Below are 19,240 nucleotides of genomic sequence, written 5' to 3' on the forward strand. Positions count from 1 at the left end.
CTAGCCCTGCGGCCGGACCTGGAAGCCCTGCGCGGCACCGAGCAGGAGGCCGCCGTCGATGACCATGGTTTCGCCGGTGATCCAGCTCGCGGCGTCGGAAACGAGGAAGGCCACGGCGCCGGCCACATCGGCCGGCTCACCGATGCGCCCGAGCGCGATCGAGGAGGCGAGCGGGTCCTCGTGGTCCTTCCACAGCGCCTCGGCGAGCCGGGTGCGCACCACCCCGGGGGCGATGGCGTTGACACGGATGCGCGGGGAGAGTTCCAGCGCCAGCTGCTTGGTGACGTGGATCAGGGCGGCCTTGGTGGCGTTGTACATGCCCATGGCCGGCGATTGGTGCAGGCCGCCGATGGAGGCGGTGTTGACGATCGCCCCGCCGTGCTCGCCCATCCACGACTTGACGACCAGCGAGGTCCACAGCAGCGGCGCCCAGAGGTTGACGTCGAAGATCTTGGTGAAGCGGGCGTGGTCCTGGTCGATGAGCGGACCGTAGGCCGGGTTGGTGCCCGCGTTGTTGACGAGGATGTCCACGCCGCCGAAACGTTCGAGCGTGAGGTCCACGCAGCGGCGGGCGGCGTCCTCGTCGACCGCGTGGGCGCCGACGCCGAGGGCGTTGCCGTCCACCTGCGCGGCGGCCTCGTCGGCGGCCTCCTGCTTGCGGGCGGTGAGCACCACGTTCGCCCCCGCGGCCGCGAGCTGCTGGGCGATGGCCAGCCCGATCCCGCGCGAGGCGCCGGTGACGATCGCCGTTCGGCCGGTCAGATCCAGTGAGGTCATCGTGGTGCGCCTTCCGTTGCGCGAAAGCGAACGGTTTCCCGTTCGCTACATGGATGTTTTACACGTGTGGGTCCGTGGTATGCGACCCGCATGTTCTCGAAATTAACCCTCGCGAAAAGACTGGTAGTGGGCGGGGCTGCGGCCGCGGCAATCGCGGTCGCGCCGATCGCCATGACCGACTCCCACGCCTCGGCGCCTGCGCCGTCCGCGGCGCCCACGCACGTGGTGTTCAAGGACGACCCGGGCGGTGGTGGCTGTGACGCCAACGGCAACTGCGGTTCCGGCGGCCAGTTCAGCGGCCCCGGCGGCGGTCCCGGCGGCCAGGGCTGCGTCCCGGGCGTGGGCTGCGGCTCCGGCGGCCAGAACGCGGGACCCGGCGGGATCCCCGGCGGTCAGGGCTGCCTGCCCGGCGTCGGGTGCGGTTCCGGCCACGCCTGATCCGTTCGACTGATCAATCCGATCCGCGCGGCTCCCGGAGCCTGGCGATCCAGGCCCGGGAGTCCGCGGGGTCGATGACGTCGTCAAGTTCGAAAGTGGTGGCCGCCCGGAGCGCCTTGCCGTGCTCGTAGGCCGCCGCCACCAGCTTGTCGAACAGCTCCTGGCGCTGCACCGGGTCCGCCTCGGCCGCCAGCTCCTTGCTGAAGCCGAGGCGCACGGCGCCCTCGAGTCCCATCCCGCCGATCTCCCCCGTGGGCCAGGCGACGGTGAACTGCGGGGCGCGGAACGAACCGCCGGCCATGGCCATGGCGCCGAGCCCATATCCCTTGCGCAGGATGATCATGCCGACCGGCACGGTCAGCCGCGCTCCCAGTACGAACATTCGCCCGAACCGCCGGACCGCGGCCTGGGTCTCCGCGTCGGGACCGACCATGAAGCCCGGGGTGTCGCACAGCGAAATGACCGGCAGCCGGAACGATTCGCAGAGGGCCAGGAAGTCGCCGGCCTTGTCGGCCGCCTCGGCATCGATGGCGCCGCCGAGGTGGTGCGTGCTGTTGGCGATCAGCCCGTAGGGCGCCCCTTCGACGCGGACGAGCGCGGTGACGATCCCGACGCCGTAGTCGGGCCGCAGCTCCAACGCGGAGCCGGCGTCGACGATCGCCTCGATCGCCCGGTGGACGTCGTAGGCGCGTAACCGATTCTGCGGCAACACATGACGGGCCAGGCGTGGGTCCGGTGCCGCCCAGTCATCCAGTGCGCCCTGGAAATAGGACAGATACTGCTTGGCCAGCGAGACCGCGTGCGCCTCGTCGCGGGCGACCAGGCTGACCACGCCGTTGCGCCGCTGCACGCCGATCGGCCCGATCGCCTCGGGCGGGTAGACCCCGAGCCCGCCGCCCTCGATCATGGCCGGGCCGCCCATCCCGATGTTGGCGTCCGGCGTCGCGATGATGACGTCGCACACCCCGGCCAGCGCCGCGTTGCCGGCGAAGCACCGGCCCGACACGATGGATATCAGCGGGACCCGGCCGCTCAGCGCCGCGAGCATCCGGAAGGTCGGCACGTCCAGCCCCGCGGCGCCGCCGACGTCGGTGTCGCCCGGCCGCCCGCCGCCGCCCTCGGCAAACAGCACCACCGGCAACCCTTTTCGGGCGGCCAGGTCGAACGCTCGGTCGGTCTTCGCGTGGTTGCGCATGCCCTGCGTGCCGGCCAGCACGGTGTAGTCGTAGGACACCACGACGGCCTCGGCGGCCGCTCGCCCGAAACGGTCCGCGCCGATGGTGGCAAGGCCGGCGACCAGGCCGTCGGCCGGCGTGTTGGCGATCAGGTCCTCCTCCGAGCGCCGGCTGCGCTGCGCCGCGATCGCCAGCGCGCCGTATTCGACGAAGCTGCCGGGGTCGATCAGATCGGCGATGTTCTCCCGGGCGGTGCGACGGCCTTGCTTGTGCCGCTTGGCCACCGCCGCCTCGCGCCCCTCGTCCCGGGTGAGCAGATGCCTCCCGCGCACCTCGTCGAGGTCGGCGCGCGGCCGGTCGAGATCCGTTGTGGCCGTTGACGAATCGCCGCCGGAAGCGGCGCCGGTGCGGGTGAAGACCAGTAACGGGTCGCCGGTTCCGACGACCTGCCCGGGGGTCACCAGGTTGCGCATGGTCCGCAGCGCATCCGGGGCGACGAGCACGTGCTGCATCTTCATCGCCTCGAGGACGACGAGCTGGCTGCCCGCGCCGTATTCGGCGTCCTCGGGCGCCACCTCGACGACGGTGCCGGCCAGCTGCGCCCGCAGCACGTCCTCGCCGGGGTAGAGCTCGACCGGCGCGGCGCGGACGTCGTGCTGGTGCCACGACGCCGCCGCCAGCTCGGGTAGCTTCTGGTCGACGAAAACAGTGCTCACGCAGCCGGATTCCACGGCAGGGTCACTCAGCAACTCGCGCAGGAAGTCGATGTTGGTGCGGACGCCCTCGATGGCGAACTCAGCCAGGGCGGTCCGGGTCTTGCGCAACGCGGCCCCGGGTGACGCCCCGCGCACGTGGGTCACCACCTTCGCCAGCAGCGAGTCGTAATGCGGGTTGACGACCAGTCCCACCCGGCCGTAGGTGTCGACCCGGATCCCCGGCCCGCTCGGTGGAGAGAAGGCGGTGAGCGTGCCGGCGGAGGGGACAACCGAGAGGTCGGCGGCGAAGGTCTCCGCGTTGACCCGCGCCTGGATCGCCAAGCCGCGGTGCGCTGCGGGCTCGCCGATGACTTCGGTTCCGTCGGAGGCGATTCCGGCCGGCAGCCCGAGCTGGTAGAAGGAGGCGCCCCCGGCGATGTCCAGCTGGACAGCCACCAGGTCGATCCCGGTCGTCTCCTCGGTGACCGTGTGCTCCACCTGGATTCTCGGGTTGACCTCCAGGAATACGAAGTCCTCGCCGGTGACCAGGAATTCGACCGTGGCCAGCCCGCGCAGCGCGACTCGCGCGCACATCAGGGCCGCGGCCTGGTGCAGGGCGCGGCGCAAGCGATCCGAAATCCCTTGGGCGGGCGCCATTTCGACGAGTTTCTGATAGCGCCGCTGGATGCTGCAGTCGCGGTCGCCGAGTGCGAGCGCGCGGGTCTGGTGCCCCGCCGGGGCGGCGATCACCTGGACCTCGATGTGCCGGGCATCGTCGAGCAGCGCCTCGGCGAACAGCGCCGGGTCGCCGAAGCCGAGTCGCGCCTCCGCGGCGCACTGGCGGTAGGCGTCGCCGATCTGATCGGCGCTGCACACCGTGCGCATCCCGCGTCCACCGCCGCCGGCGAGGGCCTTGATCATGATGGCGCCGCCCTGGGCGGCGAAGAACGCCTCGACGTCCGCCACGCTGCTCGGCCCGTCGGTGGCGGGCAACACCGGCACCCCGGCGGCCACGGCGGCGGCGCGGGCGGCGGCCTTGTTGCCGACCAGCTCGAGTGCGTCGGCGTCCGGCCCCACAAACGCGTACCCTGCGCCGACGCAGGCGCGGGCGAATTCGGCGTTCTCACTGAGGAATCCGTAGCCCGGGTGGACCAGCTGTGCGCCCGAGCTCTTGGCCGCGGCCAGCAGTGCGGGCTGGTCCAGGTAGGCTCGCGGTCCGGCGCCGGGCAGGCCGATCGCCTCGTCGGCGGCGTGCACGTGCGGGCTCTCGGCATCGTCCTCGGCGTAGACCGCGGCCGTCCGCATGCCCAATTCGGTTGCGGTGCGGACGATTCGGAGCGCAATCTCGCCGCGGTTGGCGACCAACACGGTCGCACTCACCGCACCTGCTCCCCCCACCGCACCTGCTCACGGAGTTTGCCTTTGAGCAGCTTGCCGCCGGCGTTGCGTGGCAGCGCGTGAGCGACCACAGCGACGTACTGCGGCACCTTGAAGTCGGCGAGCTGCGAGCGACAGTGGTCGAGCACCGCCGGTACGTCGATCTCGTCCGCGCCGCCGAAGAGCACCGCCCCCACCTTCTCGCCCATGACGTCGTCGGGAACCCCGAGCACGCACGCGTCGGCGACGTGGGGCGCCGCCAGGAGCACGGCTTCGACCTCGACGCTGGAGACGTTCTCACCGCCGCGGTTGATGATGTCCTTGAGCCGGTCGACGATGTGTATCCGACCGGCGTCGTCGACCCGCACCACGTCGCCGGTGTGCAGCCAGCCGTCCACGATGGTGGCCGCGGTGGCCTCCGGCCGGTCCCAGTAGCCGGCGGTCACGTTGGCGCCGCGCACCACCAGCTCGCCGACTCCCGGCTCGTCGCCGCCGAACGGAACCAGGCCCAGGTCGACGGACGGGACCGCGTACCCGACCGAGTCGGCGTGCTCGACCGCGTCGCGGCTCGGCAGCACGGTCATCAGCGATGCCGTCTCGGTCATGCCGTAGCCGTTGAACACCGTGGCCCGGGGGAAGGCGTTCTTCACCGCCCGCGCCAACGCCGGGGCGATCGGGGCGCCGCCGTACCCGACCCAGCGGACCCCGGAGACGTCGACGTCGGCGAAGCTGTTGTGCCGCAACATCAATGCGTAGATCGCCGGGACGGTGACCATGACCGAAATGCGCTCGGCGCTCAGCGTGGCGATCAGCCCGTCCAGGTCGAGGGCGGGCATGATCACCGACGCCCCACCCAGGCGGGTGGCCGCCAACAGTTGCGAGTTGCACCCGGTCACGTGGAAGAGTGGCACGGAGATCAGCGTGCGCATCGCTTCGCCGAGATCGCGAGGCTGGTCGAGGCAGCGAATCGCGTTCTCGGTGTTGGTCAGGAAGGCCTCGTGGGTGGTCGGCACCCCCTTGGGGTGGCCGGTGGTCCCCGAGGTATAGAACAGCGCGGCCACGTCGGCGGGACCGACTTGCTCGGTCACGTACGGCCGCCCTTCGGGCAGGGGTGCGTCGGCCGCCAGGTCCAGCGTCGCCCCCGAGTCGGAGAGGACGAAGTCGACTTCAGGTTGCGCCGAGCGCGTATTGACCGCCACCGCGACGCCGCCGGCCATCACCGTGCCCCAGAACGCCAGCACCCAGTCGATGCCCGCGGGGTGCCGCACCGCGACGCGGTCGCCGGGCCGCAGTCCGGCCGCGCGCAACCCACCGGCCACCCGCGCCGCGGAGTCCCACAACTGGCGGTAGGTCAGTCGCCCGGCGCCGAGTTCGACCACCGCCTCGCTGTCCGGGCGCCGCTCGACCTGGTCGACGAGCATGTCGAGCAGGGTGGCCGGGAGATCGTCGTAGCGCGGGACGCCGTCGGCACCGCGAGTCACGCCGGTCGTGGGGAACGGGTTGTTGTCCCGGGAAATGTCGAGGACCGCTCCCCGCTGCGTCACGTCTCGACCTCCGTCACAAAGAACAGTTGCGTCCGCTGTGAGCGTAGTGGGCCGCCCCGTCCCTGAGCTCGAAACGGTGCTGCCGGATCAGCGCGGTGATCCCGGCGGCGAACCGGACAGACCGTCCGCGATCCCCCGGTCTATGTCGTGTTGTTGAACCGGGCCGCCTGAAGGCGTGTCCGGGCAGCTGCAGCCGAGAGTGCCGAAGACGCCGCGGTCGGCATGGACCGGTGTCCCGACACCGCAGCCCAGCGCCAGGACGGCGGTGAGCACTATCTCGGCGATCACGTCGCGGCCCCTCCTCACCCGGCGGCTACCCGCCCCATACATAAGCGGACGAGCATGCGCACTAACGGGTTCCACTGACGAGATCGGGGGTGCGCTCGACGGCCGCCTCGGCCGCCTCTGAGCGCAGCAGCATCCCGTTGAGGGCGAAGAACGTCAGGACCGCCCCGGAGCCGGCCATCATCGGCGGCAGCACCAGCAAACACAGCTCCGACAAGCCTAATCCGGTCAGACGAACTCCTGCCAGCAAGACGGCGGCGTCGAAGGCGAGGAGTTCGGCGAGGTGGACAACGGACCTCACCAGATACCGGCCGCCGACGGCACGGATACTGGCCGAAGATGCGGTGGTCGTCGTCATGACCCCAGGCTCGCGCGCCACCGGGTCGGTGTCGTCGGTGCTGACACCCGTCTCGCGGGACCGCCAGCCTGACCGCGGCGATACCCGCTGGCTGCAATTACGCTCGGGACTGCCGGTGCGGATCATACGAGAGGATCGGGTCGGGTGGAGCCGGAGAAGCCGGGCACGCGGGTCGTCGTCGCCGACGACGACGTGCTGTTGCGGGAGGGATTGGCCAGCCTGCTGACCCGGTCCGGTTACCGCGTCGTCGGTCAGGCCGGTGACGCCGCGAGCCTGCTCGAGCTGGTCCGCCGGGAAAAGCCGGAGCTGGCGATCGTCGACATCCGGATGCCGCCGACGGGCACCACCGAAGGACTCGACGCCGCGATGACAATCCGCGAGGAGCTGCCGCCGGTCGGGCTGGTGATCTTGTCCGCGCACGTGGACGTCGAGCCGGCGATGCGGCTCCTGGCCAGCGGCCGCGGCGTCGGTTACCTGCTGAAGACGCGGGTCACCGATGTCGACGACTTCCTGGACACGCTGGGCCGCATCGCCGGCGGCGCATGTGTGGTCGATCCGGCTCTGGTCCAGGAGTTGGTCGAATCGCGCACGCGCAACGACCCGCTGGCCGCGCTGAGCCCACGGGAGTTGGAGGTCCTCGCCCTGATGGCGGAAGGGCGCTCGAACGCCGGCATCGCCCGCCGCCTGTGGGTCACCGAGGGCACCGTCGAGAAGCACGTCCGCAGCATCATGACCAAACTGGAGCTGCGCGAAACCCCGGACGATCACCGACGGGTTCGTGCGGTCGTCACCTTCCTGAAGGCCCGCTGACCGGTGCCGAAAGCCAAGTCGCAGGCCCTGTCTCGCCTGGGCTGGAGGTTGCTGTCGCGCGACCCACTGCCCACGCCGCTGGGGATCGCGGTCGCGACCGCCTGCATCGGCGTGGAGACCGCCGTCATGCTGCTGCTCAAGACGCTCGCCGAGGACAACGCCTTCGGCGTCCTCTACCTGATCGGGGTGCTGATCGTCGCTACCGGCTGGGGCCCCGGACTGGCCGCCGCCACCGCGGCGCTCAGCGCGCTCGCTTTCGACTACTTTCGTGGCTGGCCGGACAGCACGATGGTGCCGAGCCAGCCTCAGGACTGGACGGCATTGCTGGTCTTCGTCGTCGTCGGACTGGTGGCAAACGCCCTGGCGCGCACCGCACGGGCTCACGCCGCGGACGCCGAACAGCGGCGGCGAGACGCCGAGGCGAGCCGCGACGAGCTCGGTGTGCTGGCCGAGCAACAAGCCGCGCTTCGCCGGGTTGCCACTCTGGTCGCGCGCGGAGTCCGCCCATCGGACGTCTTCCCGGCGGTCGCCCACGAGCTGGCGAGATCGCTCGGTGTCGCCAACGCTTCGCTTTGGCGCTACGAGAACGACGGCACCGCAACGCTTGTCGCGGCCCGTGACGACCCCGTGCAGGTGGCGCAGATGCCCGTCGGCAGCCGCTGGTCCCTGGGCGGGCAGAACATCGGCGCCATGGTGGCCGATTCCGGTCAGCCCGCTCGAATGGACAGTCACGACACGGCGATTGGCGACGTGGCGGCGCTGATTCGCCGTCTCGGATTGCGCAGCGGCGTGGGCGCACCCATCGTGGTCGAGGGCAGGCTGTGGGGTGTCGCCGTCGTCGGCTCCGCCGCGGAGCCGCTGCCGCCCGATACCGAACAGCGGATCGGCGAGTTCAGCGAGCTGGTCGCGGCCGCCATTGCCAATGCGGAAGCGCACGCGGCGCTCACGGCGTCGCGAGCGCGGATCGTCACGGCCGCCGACGATGCCCGGCGCCGCCTGGAGCGCGATCTGCACGACGGGGCGCAACAGCGGCTGGTATCGCTTGCGCTGCAACTGCGCTCGATCGAGGCCGGCGTCCCGCCCGAACTGGGTTCGCTGAAGAACGAGATCTCGGCGGCCGTCACGGGTCTGAGCGCGGCGTCGGCCGATCTCCAGGAGCTCGCCCGGGGCATTCATCCGGCGATCTTGTCCAGAGGAGGGCTCGGTCCGGCGCTCGAGGCGCTCGCCCGCCGCTGCCCCATTCCGGTCACCGTTCGCCTGGCGCTGGAAGAACAGATTCCCGAGTCGGTCGAAGTCGCGGCGTACTACGTTGTGGCGGAAGCACTTACCAACGCGACCCGACACGCGCGCGCCTCACTGATCGACGTCGACGCCCGGACCGACGAGGCGGAGCTGATGGTCGCCATCCGCGACGACGGGGTCGGTGGAGCGGACAGCCGCAACGGATCCGGGCTCCTCGGCTTGCTTGACCGGGTCGAGGCGCTCGGGGGCCGCCTCGACATTGCCAGTCCGCCCGGTGGCGGCACCGCGCTGCAGGTCGCGATACCCACCCGCGCGTGACACCGCGCGGCTTTGGCCACACGGTGTCCTATCGTCATAGCGGTGACGACTGATCCCGCCGGTGTGCCCGAGGCCTTCTTCACCGTCGACGGTGACTCGTATGTTCCGGGCCCGCTGACCCGGGGACCATGGGGCGCCGCGATGGGCGGCCAGAACGTCGGTGGCCTGTTGGGTTGGGGCATAGAGCAATCCGGCGTCGAGCCCGACTTCCAGCCGGCCCGTCTCACGGTCGACCTGCTGCGTCCGGCGTTGCTCGAACCCGTGCAGATCCGCACCTCGGTGCAGCGGGAGGGCCGGCGGATCAAGCTCGTTGACGGCGCTCTGGTGCAGAACGGCAACACCGTCGCGCGGGCCAGCGCGCTGTTCCTGCGGCGGGGGGATCATCCCGACGGGACGGTGTGGTCGGCGCCCCTGGCCATGCCGCCGCTGCCTGCCGACCCCGAGGCCATTCCCACCGACATGCCCTTTCTGATCTGGGGATACGGGGCCACCACCGCGGGCAGCCCGGGCATCGCGGCCGGCGAGTGGGAACAGTCGCATTCCCGGAAGTTCGCCTGGACGCGGATCTTTCGCCCGATGGTGCAGGGCTATCCCCTGACCCCATTCACCCGACTGGCTTTCGTCGGTGACATCACAAGTTCGCTGACCCATTGGGGCACCGGCGGATTGCGCTACATCAACGCCGACTACACGGTCACCGCCAGCCGCCTGCCCGACGGTGAGTACCTGGGCCTGGCCGCGCAAAGCCATTACGGCACGGCCGGCGTGGCCACCGGCGCCGCCACCCTGTTCGACCGGCACGGCCCGATCGGCACCAGCTCCGCGCTGGCCCTGGCCCAACCGGCCGAGGCGTTCAATCCGCCCCACACCTAGTCCATCAGCTAGTCCATCAGCTAGGCCGTCAGCTAGGCCATCAGCTGGGCGGCGACCGTCGCGCCAAGTTCCCAGCAGGCCCGCAGGTCGTCCTTGTCCGGCTTGCCCGAAACCACCACGGTCTCTGCGGCTTTCGTCCAGCCCAGGCCGGTGGTGATCGACATGACACCGCGCTCGGCGCCCTCGGTGCCCTCGTTGCCGTGCAAGTACAGGCCGAACGGGCGCCCCCGCGTCGAGTCGAGCAGCTGATAGTAGGAGCAGTCGAACGCGTGCTTGAGCGCCCCGCTCATGTAGCCCAGGTTGGCGGGGCTGCCCAGCAGGTAGCCGTCGGCGCTCAGCATCTCGGCCGGCGACACGGTCAGCGCCGGCCGGCGGACGACCTCGACATCCTCGATCTCGGGATCGGTGGCGCCGTTGACGACCGCCTCGAACATCTCGTGGCAGTGCGGCGACGGCGTGTGGTGGACGATCAGCAGCGTCTTGCTCATGGGCGGCCCTGCAATTCGAGCGCCGTCTTCATGGCCGCCCGCGCCCGGCGGCGGTCCCCCGCGTAGTCGTAGGCGCGCGCCAGCCGGTACCAGCGCCGCCAATCGTCGGGATGGTCGTCGACTTCGGTGCGTACCGTGGCGAACAGCGCGTCGGCGGCGTCCCGCTCTATGCGGCCCGACGCCCGTCGCGGCAGCCCGCTGGTGTCGAGCTCCATGCCGTCGGCCGCGATCAGGCGGGCGAGCTTCTGGTGCGCGAACCCGTTGCGAAGCGTCGCCACCATCGCCCACAGCCCGATCAGGGGCATGACCATCACCGCGAGCCCCAGCCCCACGGCGGCCGCCCGGCCCGAGGCGATCATCGCGACGGCCATCCGCCCCAGCAGCACGAAGTACGCCAGCATCGCGACGCACAGGAGCGCGATGAGCAACTGGGTGCGCAGGGTGGCGTTCATGTTCACTGCAGGTCGAGCAGGGGCTCGAGCCCCACGGTGAGGCCGGGCCGTTCTTGGACGCGCCGCACGGCCAGCAACACGCCCGGCACGAAGGAGGTGCGGTCCAGGCTGTCGTGGCGGATGGTGAGGGTCTCCCCCTCGGTGCCGAACAGGATCTCCTGGTGGGCGACCAGCCCGGCCAGCCGCACCGAGTGCACCGGGATGCCGTCGACGTCGGCGCCGCGCGCACCCGGCAGGCCGGTACTGGTGGCATCCGGGTTGGGCGGCAGGCCTTTTCGCGCTTCGGCGATCAGCTTGGCAGTGCGCGCGGCGGTACCGGACGGGGCGTCGGCCTTGTGCGGGTGGTGCAGCTCGATCACCTCCACGGACTCGAAGAAGCGCGCCGCCTGCTTGGCGAAGTGCATCGACAGCACCGCGCCGATCGCGAAGTTGGGCGCGATCAGCACCGAGGTGCGGGGGCTCTTCGCCAGCCACGCCTCGACCTGCTGCAGGCGTTCGGCGGTGAAGCCGGTGGTGCCGACGACGGCGTGAATTCCGTTGCCGATCAGGAACTCCAGGTTGCCCATTACCACGTCGGGGTGGGTGAAGTCGATGACCACCTCGGTGTCGGAGTCGGTGAACAGGCCGAGCGGGTCGCCGGCGTCCACCTCCGCGGACAGGGTCAGGTCGTCGGCGGCATGCACGCCCGCCACCATCGCCGAACCGACCTTGCCCTTAGCTCCCAAGACGCCTACCCGCATGGGCTTCACCCTAGACCGCTTGGTTTTGTCCACAGTTGGATGCTTATCCACAGCCAGCGCATTCGGGGGTGTCGGCATCGGCGCTGGCCGATACTATTCGAACATGAGTTCGATCGACATGCCGGCGGACATAGCCGCCGAATTGGACGCGCTTGACGCGGCCGTGGCAGCGATCGCCCAACGAAATCTCGACGCCCTGCCGCCCGCGGTCCGACTGCGGGCGCTGGAGCGGAGGGAGACAGCACTACGCCGCCAGGTCGCGGCCAACCACGATGCGATCGCCGGCCTGGCGAAGGAGGACCCTGCCCACGTCGGCGGCCCCGTACACAAGGTGGTCGCCGACTGGCTGCGGATCAGCCCTGCCGAGGCGGCCCGCCGGCTTCGGGACGCCAGACAGCTGTCCCCGCGGCTGACCCTCACCGGCCAGGCGCTGCCGCCGAAGTTGCCGGCCACCGCCCGGGCGTGGCGTGACGGCATGCTCGACGGTCAGCACCTGCGGGTGATCCAGACGTTCGTCCGCGACCTGCCCGGCGAGACGCCGGTCGACACTGTGCAGAAGGCCGAGCGATTCCTGGCCCAGCAGGCGGTGAGCTTGCGTCCCGACCAGCTGGAAAAGGTCGCGCACCGGTGCGCGCTGCGGATCAACCCGGACGGCAAGTTCTCCGACGCCGACCGCGCGCGGCAGCGCGGCTTCGCCTGGACCGGGCAGCGCCTCGACGGGATGAGCGTCGGGAGACTGGTCGCGTCCCCGGAACTGCGCGCCAACCTCGATGCCTGGCTGGCGCGGTTCGCCGCGCCCGGCATGTGCAACCCGGACGACGAAACGCCCTGTGTCGAAGGCGAAGCCAGCGACGAGTCGGCGAGCGGCGACCTGCGCAGCCACGCGCAACGCCAGCACGACGCCCTGAATGCCTTGGTGCGCGGCCGGCTGGGCGATCCGAAACTGGGATCCCACAATGGATTACCGGTCACCGTTATCGTCTCCACCACGCTGCAGGAGCTGACGGCCGGCACCGGGCGGGCGGTCACCGGCGGAGGAACGGTGCTGCCGATGCGCGACGTGCTCCGGATGGCCCGCCACGCCTACCAACTTGTTGAATTGGGAGCAAGAGAGCGTGGCCTGCAGCCATGCTTCTCTAGGCGGTGGCCGGCTCCGCTCGACGCGCACCTGTCACCGGTAGGGGTTGACTTAGTAGTGACCTGCGTCCGGTCATCGCCGCAAACGAGGAGTGGCTTGAGAGAGGCCTGCTAAGCCGAAAGTTGATGTGCCCTCCTCGCTTTCAACATATCGAAGTGAGGAGTGAGACATGTCAGCGGTATTAACCATCGACCGACGGGTGGTGATCGCCATCGACCCCCACAAAGCGTCGTGGACCGCCGTCGCAGTCGGCGAGTCTCTGCAGCCCTTGGCCACCTTGCGGGTATCGGTCAGCCGGGACGGCTACCGGTCACTGCGCCGCTTCGCGCGCGCCTGGCACGCCAGCATGTGGGCCATCGAGGGGGCGCACGGAATGGGCGCTCCGTTGACCGCCCAGCTGGTCCACGATGGAGTGGACGTCATGGACGTTCCCGCCAAACTCGCTGCCCGCGTACGGCTTCTGTCCACCGGGCACGGTCGTAAGAACGACGACGCCGACGCCGTGTCGGTCGGGATCGCCGCTCTCAACGCCGCCCACCTCACGACGGTCACCGTCGATGACGCCGCGACCGCGCTACGAGCAATAGTCGAACACCGCGAGGATCTGGTGAAGACCCGCACTCAAACCATCAACCGGCTGCACGTCCTGCTCACCAAGCTGAGCCCCGGCGGAGCATCGGGCACTTTGACCGCCGAACGTGCCGCTACGCTGCTAGGCGCGATCCGTCCCCGAGATGCCGCCGCTAAGGCATTGCGCGCCTTGGCCGTCGACATGGTGGCCGAAGTCCGTCACCTCGACCGCCGCATTGCCAAGGCCGCTGACGACATCCAGTCCGCGGTCACCACCTCGGGCACCACCCTCACCGAGCTGCACGGCATCGGAACAGTCTCGGCCGCCAAGATCATCAGCCGCGTCGGACACGTCCACCGATTCCGCTCAGCAGCCGCCTTCGCCACCTACACCGGCACCGCCCCCATCGAGGTGTCCTCCGGCGACGTCGTCCGCCACCGGCTCTCCCGCGCAGGTGACCGCCAGCTCAACGCCTGTCTGCACGTCATGGCGCTCACCCAGATCCGCTCCGACACCCCCGGCCGGACCTACTACCAGCGCAAACGATCCGAAGGGAAGAGCAAACGCGAGGCCATGCGCTGCCTCAAACGACGCCTCTCCGACGCCGTCTACCGACAACTAACCCGCGATGCCCACCCAGACGAGGCGGACCCGGGAGGACACTCGGGGGCGACTCTGTTGTCTCGCGCGATCGGCTAATACCCCGTACACCGACACTTCAGACAAGTCACTTCCCGGGCCCGCAATCACACGCTACAACCAACACCCTTGACACAGAGAGGCGTCACTATCTGGCGGTGTTCGATGAGCACTCGGGCCGCCCGCTGTATCTCGGCCGGACGCGGCGAATCGCCACCCCGGATCAGCGCATCGTGCTGTACGCGAAGGACCGCGGCTGCACGCATCCTGGCTGCGACGCGCCGGGCTACTGGTGCGAGGTCCACCATCTCGACGAGTGGGCCGGCGGCGGATTGACCGACGCCGACAAGCTCACCTTCGCCTGCGCGCAGCACCACAAGCTGATCGACAAGGGCTGGCGGACAAGGAAACTCCCGAACGGACGCACCGAATGGATTCCGCCGCCGCGCTTGGGCCGCGGCCCGGGCAGCAACGACTACCACCACCCGGAACGCCTCTTCGAGGAAGAGCGTGACGACGACGTCCCTTAGCGCGGCTGCGCCCCGTCGGCGGCCGATGCCCAGGGATCCGTGGCGACCAGATGGGTGCTATGCAGCGCGGCCGCCCGATGCACGTGAGCGCGCTCGTAGTACTCGGGGTTCGTCGCCATGGACACGAACGCCGCCCGCGACGGGTAGCGGACGACGACGATGGCGTCCCAGAACGGACGGTCGAGGTCGCCGGCGACGACGTGGCTGGCGTCTCCCGCGTAGACGAGCGTGGCGCCCACCGATTCGAGGAACGGCTGAACCTCCTTGGCGTAGCGCTGGTAGTGCGCCGCTCCGTCTTGTTTGAACTGCAGGAGGTTGATCATGACCACGGGGCTGTCGTTGTCCGACGCCGCGGCCACCAGCGTGGCCAGCTGGCCTTCATTCGGTTCGATCGCGGTGGCCATCATGCGCTCCAGCTCGTCAGGTCGCGCGCGGCGATGTCGTTCGCGGCGCAGTAGGCGTTGTAGCGCTCCACCGAAGTCTTGTGGTTCTCCTGCCACAGGATGGTCTTGCTCTCGTCGAGGAAGAGCAGCTCACCGGCCAGGAAGAAGAACACCTCGGTGTCCTCCAGGCTCTGCGGCGTGTGCGAGGAGCCCGCGACCTCGTAGACGGTGTCGCCCGCGCGGGAGATCCAGTCGTTCTCCTTGTACCGCCACGCGCCGCTGACGGTGTGGCCGACCACGATGCCGGTGTGGTAGTGCGGCGGAAGCTCAAGTCCGGCAGGGAATTTCATCGACACGATGATCTCGGCCCGCACCGGGTCGACCTTCCAGTACTTCAGGAGAACCTGGTCGGACAGGGGGGCGAAGGGAATCCACGGGTTTTCGGCGCCGTCGATGTAATTGACGTCGAGCTCTGGCAGGGTCTGCATTCCAACTTCTCCTTGAGAGGATTGTTTGCTACCGCAGCGCGGCTGGAGCAAAACATAGGAGCGGTCGGCCGCATCCGCTCGGCGCGGCGAGACAACGTTGACGGCCGCGTTTGTGCTCGGCTCACAATTCGGCGTGCCGAAAATGCTCCAGACCGGGCAGGGCCGGCAATAGCGCCAGCGCGACAGACAGCTCGAGCGTGTCGGTGTCGATGCTGCGGCCCAGGATCGCCTCGGCCTGGTTCACGCGATAGGTGACGGTGTTGGGGTGCACGGTGAGCCGCTGGGCGGCGCGCACGCGGCTGCGGTTTTCGCCCAGATAGACCGCCAGCGTCGTCGCGAGCCGATAGGTGTCCTCGTTGTCGGCGGCCAGCGGCCCCAGCACCCTGGTGACGAACGTCGTGGCATGCTCCCGGTCCACGCTGGCAAGAGCGGCGACGGCGACATCGCGGTAATGGGTGACCGAAGCACCGCGGGCCCCCATCAGCGATACCACGCGCCGCGCGTGGGCGGCCTCGAGGTAGCTCCGGCGAAAGCCCTTGAGCCCACGAGCCGGATCACCGAAGGCGAGGCGGACGCTCGCCGGTTGCTCGGCACCGCTCAGCGTCGCCTCCCGCACCGTGAGCGGGCCCCGGCGGCTCACCCACGCGGCAACCGCCAGGGAACCCGACGGATGGACCAGGGTACTTTCCGCCCCCGTGACGCGCCCGATGCCGGCGATGACGCGGCCCAACAGCGGCTGGGCGTCGCCCTCTTCGGGCAGGTCGTCAACCCACGCGATGACGGCGACATGCTGGCGATTGATGTCGTAGCGCAGTCTTTTCGACGCGCGCAGCGGTTCCCGCTCACGCTCGGCGAGAATGTCGTCGACCGCGCTCGCGCGGGCCGCGGTCGCGCCACGCAACCATGCGTCCCGCTCGACCTCGTAGGTCTGCTCGGCCCGCATCATCGCCCCGTCGACGTAGGCGAACATCCACCCGGTGGCCAGCTCCATCGCCTTCGCCTGTTGGGCGGCGTCTTTCGCCGTCGCCGCGATCCGGGCGAGCATCCACTGCCACACCAGTTCCTGAGCCAGCCGGTAAAACCGCATCAGATCGGCCAACGCCACCTGGCGCTGCACGGCCGCGCGCGCGATCGCTTGCGTGGACGGCGGCAGCTCCACCCGACGCGGATCTGCGCCGAGCTCGATGATCTGGGCCAGCTGCCGCAGGCTCGCGTCGCTGCTCACCACGTTCTCCCTGACCGTCTGGTCGTCGGGAAACAGCTGCGGGAGCTCGGCTTGCATCCGGGCGACGGAGCGCTCGGCCAGGTCGGTGGCGCCGGCACGCAACTCGGCCGCGATCGGCACCAGCACCTGCTGCCATACCCGCTGCGCGGCCGGGTCTTGCACCGGCGGCCATTCGAGCTCCATGGCCGGAATGTAGTCCGGCTGTCGCGGCGTCACAATGACCGAGCCCAACGTTGGCGTCGTCGCACGAGACCACCATCGCGGGCCGGCCTTAGTTTGCTCCCATGTTCAGATTCGGATCCCGCCTCAACACCTCAGACCTGTCCGGTCGCGTCGTCGCCATCACCGGAGCGGGCAGCGGCATCGGCCGCGAGTTGGCTCTGCTGTGCGCGCAGCGCGGCGCCAACCTCGCGCTGTGTGACATCAACGACGCCGCGGTCGCCGAAACCGCCGAAGCCGCGCGCGGGCTTGGGCGTGACGTGATCACTCGCCGGGTGGACGTGTCCGACCCCGAGCAGATGACCGGGTTCGCCGACGCGGCATTCGCTCACTTCAACGGGGTCGACATCGTGGTCAACAACGCCGGGGTGGGACTTGTCGGCGGCTTCCTGGACACCAGCCTCAAGGACTGGGAATGGCTGGTCTCGATCAATCTGATGGGTGTCGTGCACGGTTGCGACGCCTTCGTCCCGGCCATGGTCAACTCCGGTCGCGGTGGGCATGTCGTCAACCTGTCCTCGGCGGCGGGACTGCTTGCCAATCCCGCACTGTCGGCCTACAGCGCGACCAAGTTCGCCGTCTTGGGTCTTTCGGAGGCACTGCGCACCGAGCTCAAGCCCTACCGCATCGGCGTCACCGCCGTCTGCCCGGGCGTGATCAACACCGCCATCACGAAATCCAGCCCGATCCGCGGGGCGGGTGACACCGAAGGCCGCCGCCAGCGCCTCGCCGCCACCTACCGCAGGAGGGGATACACACCGCAGCGCGCGGCCCGCAACATCTTGCGTGCGATCGGAAACGATCGCGCCGTCGCGCCCATCGCCGCGGAGGCACACGTCATGTACGGGTTGTCCCGCGTCGCTCCCCCACTGGCCCGGTGGGTTTCCGCGCAGATGGCCAAGGCCGCCCAATAAACCCCAATAAACCCCAAGCCGCTCGACAAGACAGGAATCACGATGAATATCAACGATATTGAGCACGTCGACGTGTTGATCGTCGGCGCCGGCATCTCCGGCATCGGCGCCGCGTACTACCTGCAGACCATGGCGCCGACCAAGAGCTTCGCGATCCTAGAAGCCCGCGACGAGATCGGCGGAACTTGGGACTTGTTCCGGTATCCGGGTATTCGCTCCGATTCCGACCTGCACACGTTCAGCTACGAGTTCAAGGCCTGGGAAAACGACAAGGCGATCGCCAGCGCCGACGCGATCATGTCCTACCTGCACCAGACGGTGGCTGAGAACGGCATCGGGCGCGCGATTCGGTTCGGCCACAAGGTGATCAGTGCGGCGTGGTCCACCAGCGACGCGCGCTGGCTGGTCGAGATCGACCGGGCCACCGGCGAACGCGTCACCATGAGTTGTCGATGGTTCTTCTGCGCCAGCGGCTACTACCGCTACGACGAGGGGTTCGCCCCGGAATTCCCGGGGCGCGAGCGGTTCCGCGGGCAGGTGGTGCATCCTCAGCATTGGCCGCAGGACCTGGATTACCGCGGCAAGCGGGTGGTGATCATCGGCAGCGGTGCGACGGCGGTGACGCTGGTCCCGGCCATGGCCGAGACCGCGGGACACGTGACGATGCTGCAGCGCTCCCCGACCTACATCGTGCCGGTGCCCTCGGAGGACCGCATCGCCAACACGCTGCCCAAGCTGATCGGCCGTGACCGCGCCTACGCCCTTACCCGGTATAAGAACATCGCCAAGCAACGGTTGATCTGGCGGTTCTGCCGGCAGCATCCGGCCGCCGCCCGCCGACTGATCCGCCACCTCAACGCCAAGCAGCTGCCCAAGGGCTATCCGGTCGACGAGCACTTCAGGCCCGCGTACAACCCGTGGGACCAACGGCTTTGCGCCGTCCCGGACTCCGACATGTTCGCCGCGATCCGCGACGGGCGGGCCTCGGTGGTCACCGACCGGATCGACACATTCACCGAGCGGGGAATCCGGCTGCAGTCCGGCCGCGAGCTGGAAGCCGACATCGTGGTCACGGCCACCGGGCTGAACCTGCTGGCGTTCGGCGGGATCGCACTCTCGGTGGACGGCGTGTCCGTCGACGTGTCGAAGAAGGTGGCTTTCAAGGGCTTTCTGCTGAGCGACGTCCCGAATTTCGCGTACCTGATCGGCTACACCAACTCCTCATGGACGTTGAAGGTCGGGCTGGTATGTGAGCACTTCTGCCGGCTGCTGGGGTTGATGGACTCCCGCGGCCAGAGCATCTGCTATCCGCTGGCCCCGGCGACCATGTCGACCCGTCCCCTGCTGGAGGTCGGCGCCGGCTACGTCAAGCGCTCGGTCGAGAAGTTCCCGCACCAGGGCGTGGTAGGGCCGTGGCGCACCTGCATGGACTACCGCGCCGACTACAAAATGCTGCGCGAAGGCCCGGTCGACGACGACAGCCTGCGATTTGCGGCATCCCCACCGACCGGCGGCGCCGAGCCGGCGCTGACCGCGTAACGCACGGAGAACACCACCATGG

18 protein-coding genes and 2 pseudogenes are annotated in these 19,240 nt (G+C 69.5%); 9 read left to right on the forward strand and 11 right to left on the reverse strand.

The window, feature by feature from the left end:
* Nucleotides 1–777 (reverse strand): SDR family oxidoreductase, encoded by a 777-nt coding sequence (locus C1737_RS10130; RefSeq protein ID WP_068094765.1) that lies wholly within the window; start codon nucleotides 775–777, stop codon nucleotides 1–3.
* Nucleotides 778–867: 90 nt separating this feature from the next.
* Between C1737_RS10130 and C1737_RS10135 the strand changes: the two genes are divergently transcribed.
* Nucleotides 868–1,215, forward strand: a complete 348-nt coding sequence (locus C1737_RS10135) for a PE-PGRS family protein (RefSeq protein WP_067920154.1) — start codon at nucleotides 868–870, stop codon at nucleotides 1,213–1,215.
* Between the two features lie 13 nt (nucleotides 1,216–1,228).
* On the opposite strand, the gene C1737_RS10140 is transcribed toward C1737_RS10135, so the two are convergent.
* The 4 genes from C1737_RS10140 to C1737_RS10150 all read right to left on the reverse strand — a co-directional run bounded on the left by C1737_RS10140 (nucleotide 1,229) and on the right by C1737_RS10150 (nucleotide 6,649).
* Nucleotides 1,229–4,465, reverse strand: coding sequence for a carboxyl transferase domain-containing protein (locus C1737_RS10140; RefSeq protein WP_102418008.1), 3,237 nt, complete (start codon nucleotides 4,463–4,465; stop codon nucleotides 1,229–1,231).
* Nucleotides 4,462–6,006, reverse strand: a complete 1,545-nt coding sequence (locus C1737_RS10145) for a class I adenylate-forming enzyme family protein (RefSeq protein ID WP_102418011.1) — start codon at nucleotides 6,004–6,006, stop codon at nucleotides 4,462–4,464. The genes C1737_RS10140 and C1737_RS10145 overlap by 4 nt, the downstream gene beginning before the upstream one ends.
* Nucleotides 6,007–6,093: 87 nt before the next feature.
* Nucleotides 6,094–6,294 (reverse strand): hypothetical protein, encoded by a 201-nt coding sequence (locus C1737_RS26605; RefSeq protein ID WP_142393452.1) that lies wholly within the window; start codon nucleotides 6,292–6,294, stop codon nucleotides 6,094–6,096.
* Nucleotides 6,295–6,355: 61 nt separating this feature from the next.
* A complete protein-coding gene (locus C1737_RS10150; RefSeq protein ID WP_142393453.1) occupies nucleotides 6,356–6,649 on the reverse strand; it encodes a hypothetical protein in 294 nt (97 codons plus the stop codon).
* A 144-nt stretch (nucleotides 6,650–6,793) separates the two neighbouring features.
* Between C1737_RS10150 and C1737_RS10155 the strand changes: the two genes are divergently transcribed.
* From C1737_RS10155 to C1737_RS10165, 3 genes are all read left to right on the forward strand, one after another.
* The gene (locus tag C1737_RS10155) at nucleotides 6,794–7,459 is read left to right on the forward strand and encodes a response regulator transcription factor (RefSeq protein ID WP_102418016.1); all 666 of its coding nucleotides are present in this window, start codon (nucleotides 6,794–6,796) and stop codon (nucleotides 7,457–7,459) included.
* A 126-nt stretch (nucleotides 7,460–7,585) separates the two neighbouring features.
* Nucleotides 7,586–9,019, forward strand: coding sequence for a DUF4118 domain-containing protein (locus C1737_RS10160; RefSeq protein ID WP_233214730.1), 1,434 nt, complete (start codon nucleotides 7,586–7,588; stop codon nucleotides 9,017–9,019).
* 42 nt (nucleotides 9,020–9,061) lie between these two features.
* A complete protein-coding gene (locus C1737_RS10165; RefSeq protein WP_102418019.1) occupies nucleotides 9,062–9,892 on the forward strand; it encodes a thioesterase family protein in 831 nt (276 codons plus the stop codon).
* A 32-nt stretch (nucleotides 9,893–9,924) separates the two neighbouring features.
* Here C1737_RS10165 and C1737_RS10170 read toward each other — a convergent pair whose 3' ends face one another.
* Genes C1737_RS10170 through dapB form a run of 3 tightly spaced genes read right to left on the reverse strand, consistent with a single transcriptional unit; the run spans nucleotide 9,925 to nucleotide 11,572 of the window.
* Nucleotides 9,925–10,380, reverse strand: a complete 456-nt coding sequence (locus C1737_RS10170; protein ID WP_102418021.1) for a flavodoxin family protein — start codon at nucleotides 10,378–10,380, stop codon at nucleotides 9,925–9,927.
* Complete coding sequence (locus C1737_RS10175) at nucleotides 10,377–10,832, reverse strand: hypothetical protein (protein WP_102418024.1); 456 nt, start codon at nucleotides 10,830–10,832, stop codon at nucleotides 10,377–10,379. The genes C1737_RS10170 and C1737_RS10175 overlap by 4 nt, the downstream gene beginning before the upstream one ends.
* Nucleotides 10,833–10,834: 2 nt before the next feature.
* Complete coding sequence (gene dapB, locus C1737_RS10180) at nucleotides 10,835–11,572, reverse strand: 4-hydroxy-tetrahydrodipicolinate reductase (protein WP_102418027.1); 738 nt, start codon at nucleotides 11,570–11,572, stop codon at nucleotides 10,835–10,837.
* Between the two features lie 103 nt (nucleotides 11,573–11,675).
* On the opposite strand from dapB, the pseudogene C1737_RS10185 reads away from it, so the two are divergent.
* The 3 genes and pseudogenes from C1737_RS10185 to C1737_RS10195 form a co-directional block, all read left to right on the forward strand.
* Nucleotides 11,676–12,728, forward strand: a pseudogene (locus C1737_RS10185) (13E12 repeat family protein); the annotation flags it as partial.
* 151 nt (nucleotides 12,729–12,879) lie between these two features.
* Entirely contained in the window at nucleotides 12,880–13,980 is a 1,101-nt protein-coding gene (locus C1737_RS10190) for an IS110 family transposase (RefSeq protein ID WP_102418031.1), read from the forward strand.
* Nucleotides 13,981–14,066: 86 nt separating this feature from the next.
* A pseudogene (locus C1737_RS10195) lies at nucleotides 14,067–14,450 on the forward strand (DUF222 domain-containing protein); the annotation flags it as partial.
* On the opposite strand, the gene C1737_RS10200 reads toward C1737_RS10195, so the two are convergent.
* The 3 genes from C1737_RS10200 to C1737_RS10210 form a co-directional block, all read right to left on the reverse strand.
* On the reverse strand, nucleotides 14,447–14,857 hold the full coding sequence (locus C1737_RS10200; protein WP_231980651.1) for a DUF1330 domain-containing protein: 411 nt from the start codon (nucleotides 14,855–14,857) through the stop codon (nucleotides 14,447–14,449). The pseudogene C1737_RS10195 and the gene C1737_RS10200 overlap by 4 nt on opposite strands.
* Complete coding sequence (locus tag C1737_RS10205) at nucleotides 14,854–15,321, reverse strand: 2,4'-dihydroxyacetophenone dioxygenase family protein (protein WP_102418033.1); 468 nt, start codon at nucleotides 15,319–15,321, stop codon at nucleotides 14,854–14,856. The genes C1737_RS10200 and C1737_RS10205 overlap by 4 nt, the downstream gene beginning before the upstream one ends.
* Before the next feature lie 121 nt (nucleotides 15,322–15,442).
* Nucleotides 15,443–16,729, reverse strand: coding sequence for a CdaR family transcriptional regulator (locus tag C1737_RS10210; RefSeq protein WP_102419880.1), 1,287 nt, complete (start codon nucleotides 16,727–16,729; stop codon nucleotides 15,443–15,445).
* A 101-nt stretch (nucleotides 16,730–16,830) separates the two neighbouring features.
* On the opposite strand from C1737_RS10210, the gene C1737_RS10215 reads away from it, so the two are divergent.
* Both C1737_RS10215 and C1737_RS10220 read left to right on the forward strand, forming a co-directional pair.
* Nucleotides 16,831–17,679, forward strand: coding sequence for an SDR family NAD(P)-dependent oxidoreductase (locus C1737_RS10215; protein ID WP_102418034.1), 849 nt, complete (start codon nucleotides 16,831–16,833; stop codon nucleotides 17,677–17,679).
* Between the two features lie 42 nt (nucleotides 17,680–17,721).
* The gene (locus tag C1737_RS10220) at nucleotides 17,722–19,218 is read left to right on the forward strand and encodes an NAD(P)/FAD-dependent oxidoreductase (RefSeq protein WP_102418037.1); all 1,497 of its coding nucleotides are present in this window, start codon (nucleotides 17,722–17,724) and stop codon (nucleotides 19,216–19,218) included.
* The last annotated feature ends 22 nt before the right edge of the window (nucleotides 19,219–19,240 follow it).

This window comes from Mycobacterium sp. 4858 (assembly GCF_900240975.1).
Classification (GTDB): Bacteria; Actinomycetota; Actinomycetes; order Mycobacteriales; family Mycobacteriaceae; genus Mycobacterium.